The sequence below is a fragment of the Thermoanaerobacter sp. A7A genome (assembly GCF_000445185.1).
GTDB lineage: Bacteria > Bacillota > Thermoanaerobacteria > Thermoanaerobacterales > Thermoanaerobacteraceae > Thermoanaerobacter.
This window is the reverse complement of the sequence record NZ_AVAF01000022.1, coordinates 1-8,591: the sequence shown is the minus strand read 5'-3', so window position 1 is coordinate 8,591 and position 8,591 is coordinate 1. Positions and strand designations below refer to the sequence as shown.

9 protein-coding genes are annotated in these 8,591 nt (G+C 31.5%); 3 read left to right on the top strand and 6 right to left on the bottom strand.

The features are described 5' to 3' along the window. On the top strand, nt 1-1,315 hold a 1,315-nt coding region (locus M663_RS0101505), incomplete at its 5' end, for a hypothetical protein (protein ID WP_029687710.1). 29 nt (nt 1,316-1,344) lie between these two features. Here M663_RS0101505 and sspI read toward each other — a convergent pair. Together sspI and M663_RS0101495 are read right to left on the bottom strand one after the other, a co-directional pair. After that, entirely contained in the window at nt 1,345-1,545 is a 201-nt protein-coding gene (gene sspI / locus M663_RS0101500) for a small acid-soluble spore protein SspI (RefSeq protein WP_003868635.1), read from the bottom strand. A gap of 80 nt (nt 1,546-1,625) precedes the next feature. Continuing rightward, entirely contained in the window at nt 1,626-1,889 is a 264-nt protein-coding gene (locus tag M663_RS0101495; protein WP_231368304.1) for a pro-sigmaK processing inhibitor BofA family protein, read from the bottom strand. A 150-nt stretch (nt 1,890-2,039) separates the two neighbouring features. Between M663_RS0101495 and M663_RS0101490 the strand changes: the two genes are divergently transcribed. Then, nucleotides 2,040-2,849: an undecaprenyl-diphosphate phosphatase gene (locus M663_RS0101490; protein WP_004403992.1), complete on the top strand. Its 810-nt coding sequence runs from the start codon at nt 2,040-2,042 to the stop codon at nt 2,847-2,849. A 54-nt stretch (nt 2,850-2,903) separates the two neighbouring features. Here M663_RS0101490 and M663_RS0101485 read toward each other — a convergent pair whose 3' ends face one another. From M663_RS0101485 to M663_RS0101470, 4 genes are all read right to left on the bottom strand, one after another. Beyond that, nucleotides 2,904-3,428 carry an O-acetyl-ADP-ribose deacetylase gene (locus M663_RS0101485; RefSeq protein WP_003869476.1) on the bottom strand — a complete coding sequence of 175 codons (525 nt, stop codon included), beginning with the start codon at nt 3,426-3,428 and terminating at the stop codon, nt 2,904-2,906. Nucleotides 3,429-3,490: 62 nt separating this feature from the next. After that, nucleotides 3,491-4,696, bottom strand: a complete 1,206-nt coding sequence (locus M663_RS0101480; protein WP_004403988.1) for an MFS transporter — start codon at nt 4,694-4,696, stop codon at nt 3,491-3,493. A gap of 1 nt (nt 4,697) precedes the next feature. Then, nucleotides 4,698-5,429 (bottom strand): glycerophosphodiester phosphodiesterase, encoded by a 732-nt coding sequence (locus M663_RS0101475; protein WP_029687707.1) that lies wholly within the window; start codon nt 5,427-5,429, stop codon nt 4,698-4,700. Nucleotides 5,430-5,493: 64 nt separating this feature from the next. Then, nucleotides 5,494-7,182 carry a B12-binding domain-containing radical SAM protein gene (locus tag M663_RS0101470; RefSeq protein ID WP_003868822.1) on the bottom strand — a complete coding sequence of 563 codons (1,689 nt, stop codon included), beginning with the start codon at nt 7,180-7,182 and terminating at the stop codon, nt 5,494-5,496. A gap of 146 nt (nt 7,183-7,328) precedes the next feature. On the opposite strand from M663_RS0101470, the gene M663_RS0101465 reads away from it, so the two are divergent. Beyond that, the gene (locus M663_RS0101465) at nt 7,329-8,567 is read left to right on the top strand and encodes a M48 family metallopeptidase (protein ID WP_029687706.1); all 1,239 of its coding nucleotides are present in this window, start codon (nt 7,329-7,331) and stop codon (nt 8,565-8,567) included. The last annotated feature ends 24 nt before the right edge of the window (nt 8,568-8,591 follow it).

Below are 8,591 nucleotides of genomic sequence, written 5' to 3'. Positions count from 1 at the left end.
ATTTGAAAATCTTTGGAGATTTAATTTGAGAATTGACAATATAATTTTACCCATAATATTAGCAATATTTTTAATTGGATTTCTATCAACTGGAAATATCTTGAAGGTAGTTCAAATACTTTACACTGCAATTTTTGTGTCAGGAAAAAGGCTGTGGCAAATCATAGTAATAATATCTCTTATAATATCTATGTCAAAAGCTTTAGATGACATAAGCGCAGATATAATCATAACGAAACCTTTTATAAAATATTTAAAAACTCCTATTTTTTCATTTTGGATAATAGGTTTTTTAATGATGTTTTTATCATTTTTTATATGGCCTGCTCCTGCAGTCGGCTTAATAGGTACGGTTCTCATCAATCCCGCTTTAAAATCGGGTATTGACAAAGTAAGCCTTGCCTCTATTGTTTCAATTTTTGGCTTTGGAGCAGCATTATCAGGAGACTTTTTCATACAAGGAGCTCCCTCTATAACAGCTAGGGCAACAGGTATACCAATTCACACATTAATATTGGCAAGTTTACCTATTTGGGCTACAGCTTCAGCTGTAAGCATTCTTATACTTTATTTTATTACATTGCAACAAAGTAAAAGACAACAGCAAAACAATCATTTAGACGTTAATAGCATTGACAAACTTTCTCCTCCTTTTAGTAGTGTGGTGGTTTCAATAATTGCAGTAGGCCTTTTTATTTTAGATATAATTTTGATGCTTTTATTTAAAATTCACTCTAACGCGGCCACTGCTTTGATAGGTGGAACATCTATAATAGTTTTAATTGCCTCTACTTTAGTACAAAAAAATTTTCTAGATAAAACCCGTGAATATTTAAGAGAAGGTTTCATAACTGGAATGAGAACTTTTGCCCCAATTATAGTAATCAGCGCTTTTTTTCTCCTTGGAGAAACAAGTATGGTAAAAGAGGTTATAAGTCCTCATGCAAAAGGATATCTTGTAGATTTAGGAATGTATTTATCTCAGCACATTCCATTAAATAAGTACACTGTTTCTTTATTAGAATTTTCATTAGGAGTTCTGACTGGTTTATCCGGCTCTGGATTCTCAGGACTTCCTTTAATAGGTGCTATTGCTAAAACTTTTTCTTCAACTTTAAATCTAAAGCCAGCAATTTTAGCTTCTATAGGGCAGATAGCCGCAATATGGACAGGAGGTGGTACAATAATACCTTGGAGTACCGTAGCTGTTTCTACAGTAATAGACGTAGAAGCCGAAAAAATCGCTAAAAAAAACATGGTACCTGCAATAGCAGGTCTTATAGCAGCATATCTTGTTACAATATTTTTATTATAATTACAAAGCCGAGGACTAAACCTCGGCTTTTAAGATATTCCCCTCATTATCAAATTCATCATACTGTCTTTCTCCTCATTGCTCAACTTTTCCCACGTCGCCTCAAAAATCACCCCCAATCCTGGTATTGCATTTTCCTCTTTGCTGTCAACAACCTCCTGTATAAACCCTTTGATTTCCTCTTTTGTTCTTCCTTTTAAGTTGTCGAGCACAGCTTTTTTTATGTCCATAACATACCTCCAATTGTAAGATTCACTAATATAATTCCCAAAACAAAAAATAATAAACAAAAAAGTTCCTAAAAAGGAACCTATATGACATGGAATAAATATTTAAGAATCAGCAAAATTGCTATACCTGCTATTCCAAAAACTCCTGTAATAAATGAAGTAATTATATTGACAGGCAAGTAAATCCCAAATAGAACACCAAAAAAATTAAAAAACAAAAGCATCACAAAACCCACTAAGGCATTTAATACAAACTTTACCATCAACCTTAGAGATTTACCTAAAAGCCATAAAATAAAAACTAATATTAAAATAGCAACAATAAACGAAAAAGTCCCTTCCATCACCCTGTAATCACCTCTCATATCTTGATTACATTATATCATATTTTGCAAATTAAAAATAAATTAAATTTACATTTTTTTGATTGATTAGTCCTTATTAATCATATAAAATAATAGAGGTTACAAAATTTAAGACAAAGGGGTATGGTAATGGAACTATTAATCAAAGCTTTTATAATGGGAATCGTAGAAGGGTTAACTGAATTTCTCCCCATCTCCTCTACAGGACATTTAATCATTGTAGGAAGCTTTATTAATTTTACCGGAAAATTTGCTACAATGTTTGAAATCGTCATTCAGTTGGGAGCTATTTTAGCAGTTGTATATTATTACAAGGGAAAAATATTTGCTTCTCTTAAAAATTTAAAACCTGGAGATTGGGGATTTAATTTGTGGTTCAAAATCTTTATAGCTTTTATACCAGCAGCAGTTATAGGATTATTTACTCACAAATACATTGAAGAGCATTTATTTTCGCCCTTCACTGTAGCAATTGCCCTCATTGTAGGTGCAATAATGATGATAGTCATAGAAGATACTTTCGGAAAAAGATATAAAATTGACAACATGGACAAAGTAGACACAAAAAAATCTTTCTGGATAGGTATAGCACAAGTTATGTCTCTTTTCCCTGGAATGTCACGGTCTGCTTCTACTATAATGGGAGGTATGCTTGTAGGTTTATCAGTTAAAGCAGCTGCAGAATTTTCTTTCTTTTTAGCTATACCTACAATGTTGGCAGCAACAGGCTTTGAACTTATCAAAAGTTTTACTGCCATGTCCTTATTGGAATGGGAAGCTCTTACAGTAGGATTCATAATGTCCTTCATAACCGCTTTATTTGTAGTAGATAAATTTTTGTCCTATCTCGCAAAACATCCTTTAAAACCATTTGCTTATTATAGACTAATTGTAGGACTACTTATGTTACTTCTAATATCTGAAAAGATAGTTAAATAATAAAAACAAAAAAGGGTAGACCCATTTATGGCCTATCCTTTTTATTTATTTTATTTATTCCAATTCTTCATAAGCTTTTGAATATACTTCATAATCTTTATCACTGAAAAGTATAAATCTCACTTCTTTTATATTGCTACCTTCAAGATAATCAGATACTACTCTTAAAGCTATTTTTGCAGCTCTTTCTACAGGGAAACCATATGCTCCTGTGCTTATAGAGGGAAAAGCTATAGTTTTTACATTGTATTCATCCGCCAATTTAAGGCTTTCTATGTAAGCACTTGCTAATAAATTATCTTCATTATGATTGCCGCCTCTCCATATAGGCCCAACAGCGTGAATAACATATTTAGCCTTTAAATTACCTGCTCCAGTTATAACCGCATGACCTGTAGGGCATCCTCCTTGTTTTTCTCTTATAATTCTGCACTCCTCATCGATAGAAGGACCACCCGCTCTATGAATAGCTCCGTCTACCCCACCACCTCCAGATAAAGAAGAATTTGCAGCATTTACAATAGCATCTACTTCTTGATCCACAATATTCCCCTTTATTAATTTTATTCTCTCTTTCATTTCATCACCCTAATTTTAATTTTTATTTACGCTTAAAATTATATCACAAAAAACTGATATTTTCACGACATTGTGTTTTCATATTTTTCACCAATTATCCATAGAAAAGCAAAAGATATAAATAAACATATAGACGCTGCTAAAAATAACTTGTTAAATCCTATAAAATCCATAATAGCTCCAAAAGAGGAAGGAGTAACTATTGCGGCCAGGGATGAAAAGAAATAATAAAGTCCTGTATATGTCCCTATTTTTTCAGCTGAAGTATAGCTCACTACAAGAGGATAAGAATTTATTGTAAATAAAGCATTAAACATTCCAGCAAAAGGCATCAAAATTTGGATTGTCCTAAAATCACGTACTATCATAAATATTAAAAATAAAATTCCTTGTCCAAAAGCTCCAATCATCATAGTTTTTCTTTTCCCTATTTTTGTAGCTATAAATCCAGCAGGTAAAGCAAAAACTAAAAATGCCAAAGCGTAAAAACCCATTGCAAAAGAAGAAACACTTTCGTCTATCCCTAAAGCTATTTTGCAATACCTTGTGAAAAAAGTTTCAACTGCAGCAAAACCCGCAATTGTCATAAAAATTGACAGGAGAGTATAAAAGGGTGCTTTATTTTGATCTTTTACCACAGTTGCAAGGGCCTTTAAAATACTCTGTTTTTCTTTTTTTTCCTCATTAACAACTATTTTAGGTTCTTTAATTGTTAAAAATAAAACTATAGGTATAATTAATGATAAAATCCCTGACAAAAAGAAGGGATATGCTTTGTTTATTTTATAAAGCTGAGATCCAATAAAAAATATTATTAATGAACCTAATCCTCCCATAAAATTTATGACTCCATTAGCTTTGCTTCTGTGCTCTTCTTCTACAATATCTGGCATTAAAGCTACCATAGGAGTCCTATACGTAGCTACAACAATGTTAAACAGCAAATCTATAACAAGAAGCGATAAAAGTTTTGTCTGAAGTGGAAGCAAAGCATATAAAACGCCAGCAAGAGGCATGCTTACAAGTATATATGGCATTCGCCTGCCTATTCTTGTTCGCGTATTATCGCTTAAAGCCCCAAAAAATGGAAGTATAAAAAGGTTAGCAATGTTGTCCCAACTCATTACAAACCCAATTAAAGTATTGCTTTTTGTAAAATTACCAAGAAAAATGGGCATATAGGCATTATATGCTGCCCAAATCATGGAAATTACCATAAAACCAAGACCTAAATTAAATATCTTCAAATAATTCAATCGCGAGGACATATTATTCTCCCTTCTCTAAAAGATTTATCAAAGTTTGTGGGTCGTCAGTGATAATCGCATCAACACCTGCTTTTATCATCATTTCCATGTCTTCTTTCCTATCAACAGTCCAAGGAAATAATTTAATATTATTCTTTTTACATCCCTCTACTAATTCAGGTATTATATTAAAATAAAAAGGATGCAGAGAATACGCTTTCATTCGTATTGCCATATGCCATGGTTCTACAAGCCCACATTGATAAAGAAGCCCAATTTTAAGCCCCGGTGCCATCCTCTTTACATCCCTTAAGCTGTAATGGTTAAAAGAAGAAATAACTACTCTATCCTCAAAGTCATAATCTTCTATCGCTTTGATAAGCTTTTCTTCAATTCCTGGATAAATTACAATTCCACTTTTTATCTCTATATTTACAATAAAATTTTTATGTCCAATGAGTTCAAAAACCTCATAAAGAGTTGGTATTCTCTCCCCTGCAAACTTCTTGTCAAATTTTATGCCAGCATCTAGCCTCTTAAGCTCTTTTAAAGTAAAATCTTTAACAAAGCCAATTCCGTCTGTAGTCCTATCCACCCTTTCATCGTGAATCACCACCAGTTGTCCATCTTTAGTAAGCTGCACGTCCAATTCAATGCCGTCAGCTCCCATTTCTAAAGCCCTTTTAAAAGATGCTAATGTGTTTTCTGGAGCATTTCTTGAATCTCCTCTATGGGCGATTACTAAAGGTTTCATAAATATGCCTCCTCATTTTTCAATTACTATACAAATTTTATCACATTTACCTTTAAAAACAAATTCACAAAATTAATTTTGCATAATAAGTTTGTTCTTTTCCATGAAGGAAAATTATTATTAAATTTTCTTTTTTAAAATCTGCTGTCACATCGTGTTTAAAAAATTCATAAACTATTTTTTTTGACAATTCAAGGCTGGAAAGTCCAACAGCTTGTGGAAGATTTTCTTTTAACCAATTTTCATCTTTAATATACTTTTTAAAAATCTCTTGACCTTTCTCATATTTTTCTTTTACACAATCAGGTAAATCTTTGGCAGCATTAAAATACAAAAAATCAAATTTTATAACGTCTTTTATTAAATCCTCATCAACATCGAGTGTTTCAATAGAAAATTTATATAAAATATCGTATAAGGCTTTTAATGAATGATTTTTATATAATAGCTCGTTTTCCTTCCAGTACTTATAAAATTCAAGATAAAAGTCAAATGGCCTTTCAAATTTATTCTCCAAATATTCAAGAGTTTTTTTAAATTTTCCGGAATTATAGTATTTGTTCAAAAGGAATGCTATACCTTTTAAAATGACTAACTCTTGATAACTAACATCCTTTGTATACAAGATCTCATAGGGGGGCTTATTATCATAAACTATTTTAAACTCCTCCACTTTTCTCATTAAAGGAGTACCTTTTAATACTTTTAAAAATCCCAACTGTATTTCATCAGGTTTTAAATTATACACATCATCAAAAGCTTTACTAAAAGTTTCAAAACTATCTTCAGGAAGTCCCGCTATCAAATCTACATGCAGTTTTATTCCCGCTTCTCTAAGCAGTTTTATTCCTCTCAAGGCTTTTTCAACTGCAGTAATACGAGATATTTTTTTTAAGCTATTCTTATTTGTAGTCTGAACTCCTACTTCAAACTGTATTCTTTTTTCCAACCCTTTTAATTCTTCTATAAACTCTTTATCCACAAGCTCAGGGTTAACTTCGCAGTGAAATACAGTATCTCCACCTATTTTTTTCATAATATTTAAAATCTCTCTTGCTCTCTTTCTATTTGAATTAAAAGACCTATCAATAAGTTTTAATATTTTCACATTTTTATCTACAAACCACTTCAAATCCCCTTCGACTTTTTCAAGGCTTTCATATCTCAATTTATTGTCAATAGAAGAAAGACAATAAGCACATTTAAAAGGACAACCTCTTGAGGTCTCATAATACACAAGCTTATTGCTCAAATCTTCCTCTTCCTCATAAGATATGGGAACTTCATTTAAGTTGACATAATCTTTTTGTGGTTGAATTACTATTTGCCCATCAACCTTATAGCTAATTCCTGCAACTTCTTTTATATCCCTTTTTCCTTCTAACGCTTCCAATAATTCTTTAAAAGCAATTTCCCCTTCCCCTAAAACTATGTAATCTATAAAGCCTTTTGACAAAAGATTATCTACATCATAAGAAGCCTCAGGTCCCCCCAAAACCAATATTACTTTCGGAAGTATTTTTTTTATATTTTCAGCCAAATTTAATGCTATTTCTATATTCCATATGTAACAAGATATACCTACTACGTCTGGTTCCTTTTCTACAACACTTTCTAGCATAAAATCTGTACTGTCATTTATAGTAGTCTCAAAAATTTCTATATCATAAGGATGACAAAACTTTCTTATATTTCTTATAGCAAGATTGGTGTGATAATATTTTGCATTGATTCCTACAAGAAGTGTTTTCATATATATCCCTCGCATTTTACTACATTTTACAAATATATAATATAAGTATTTATACAAAAAAGCAAATAATTTTATTTGCAAAACTATTTTTTCCTCTAATGAGATATAATATTGTTAGGTAAAACTTTGTGAAAGGATTGAAGACTATGTCTTTTATAAAATTCAATAAATTGTGGCTGACACTTATATTAATTACCACAATATTTTCTGCTTTATACCTTTATTATACATTATTTCCAGGAAATATACCTCGTGAAGTCTACAAATATTTTTCTCCTTTAGAAATATCAAAAGCGCAAAAGTATCACAGAATAAATCGATTGATTTACATAACTTCTTTTTTGACAAAAGCAGCTTTTTTGATATGGTTTGTATTTGGGAATAATGCTATCAAGCTTTCATACTATACCGAAAAATTAGCTTCAGGTAAATACTATGTGAATGTCTTTTTATATTTCATTGCCTTATGGGTAATTTTAAGGTTAATATCTCTACCCTTTAGCCTTTTAAGCCATTCTGTTCAAGTTGAATGGGGTTTTTCTGTACAGACAATGGCTTCTTGGTGGAGTGATTATTTTAAAAGTGCGGCTTTAGACTTTGTTTTTTCGTCAATGGGAGTATTGCTCTTATTTGTGGCTCTAAATAAATGGCCTAATAACTGGTGGGTAAGTGCTGCAGTCTTTTTGACGATAATTATGTTTGTGCAAATTTACGTCTATCCTACTTTTATAGCACCTTTATTTAATAAATTCACCCCAATCAAAGACCAAAAAATAATAAACATGGTAAAGGAAATATCAAAAAATGCGGAAATAAAAATAGATAAGATTCAAGAAATGGATGCAAGTAAAAGGACTACTCTTGCCAATGCCTACTTTTATGGATTTGGAAAGACAAGTAGGATTGTATTGTATGATACATTATTAAAAAATTATCCAGAGGATGAAATAAAGGCAGTTATAGCTCATGAAGCAGGTCATTGGAAAGAAAATCACGTATTAAAAAGTATGTTAATAGGCATAGTAGGACTTGTAATAGGTCTTTATTTTCTTAATATTTTAATTCACTCAAGCCTATTTCTCCCTTATGGTAAAAGAATGATTTCTGCAGTTTTAGCGACGATATATTTGTTTATACTACTTATAAATTTTGACACAACTCCAATACAAAATTACATATCAAGGCAGATGGAAAAACAAGCAGATTTACTATCTGTAGAGTACCTTCACGACAAAAAACCTGTAATAAAACTTCAGATTGACCTTGCTAAAAAAAGTTTATTGGATGTAGCTCCGCCGCCTTTTATAGAATGGTTTTCTTATTCTCATCCTTCTACAATGCATAGGATTAAATTAGTAGAAAGGCAAATATCGAGTAGGAGCTGAATAATTATTTTATTCAGCGTCCTC

Excerpts from the sequence above, each read along its gene's own strand:
- sspI (WP_003868635.1), bottom strand. The coding sequence starts at position 1,545 with ATGGACATAAAAAAAGCTGTGCTCGACAACTTAAAAGGAAGAACAAAA.
- M663_RS0101495 (WP_231368304.1), bottom strand. The coding sequence starts at position 1,889 with ATGGAAGGGACTTTTTCGTTTATTGTTGCTATTTTAATATTAGTTTTT.
- M663_RS0101490 (WP_004403992.1), top strand. The coding sequence starts at position 2,040 with ATGGAACTATTAATCAAAGCTTTTATAATGGGAATCGTAGAAGGGTTA.
- M663_RS0101485 (WP_003869476.1), bottom strand. The coding sequence starts at position 3,428 with ATGAAAGAGAGAATAAAATTAATAAAGGGGAATATTGTGGATCAAGAA.
- M663_RS0101480 (WP_004403988.1), bottom strand. The coding sequence starts at position 4,696 with ATGTCCTCGCGATTGAATTATTTGAAGATATTTAATTTAGGTCTTGGT.
- M663_RS0101475 (WP_029687707.1), bottom strand. The coding sequence starts at position 5,429 with ATGAAACCTTTAGTAATCGCCCATAGAGGAGATTCAAGAAATGCTCCA.
- M663_RS0101470 (WP_003868822.1), bottom strand. The coding sequence starts at position 7,182 with ATGAAAACACTTCTTGTAGGAATCAATGCAAAATATTATCACACCAAT.
- M663_RS0101465 (WP_029687706.1), top strand. The coding sequence starts at position 7,329 with ATGTCTTTTATAAAATTCAATAAATTGTGGCTGACACTTATATTAATT.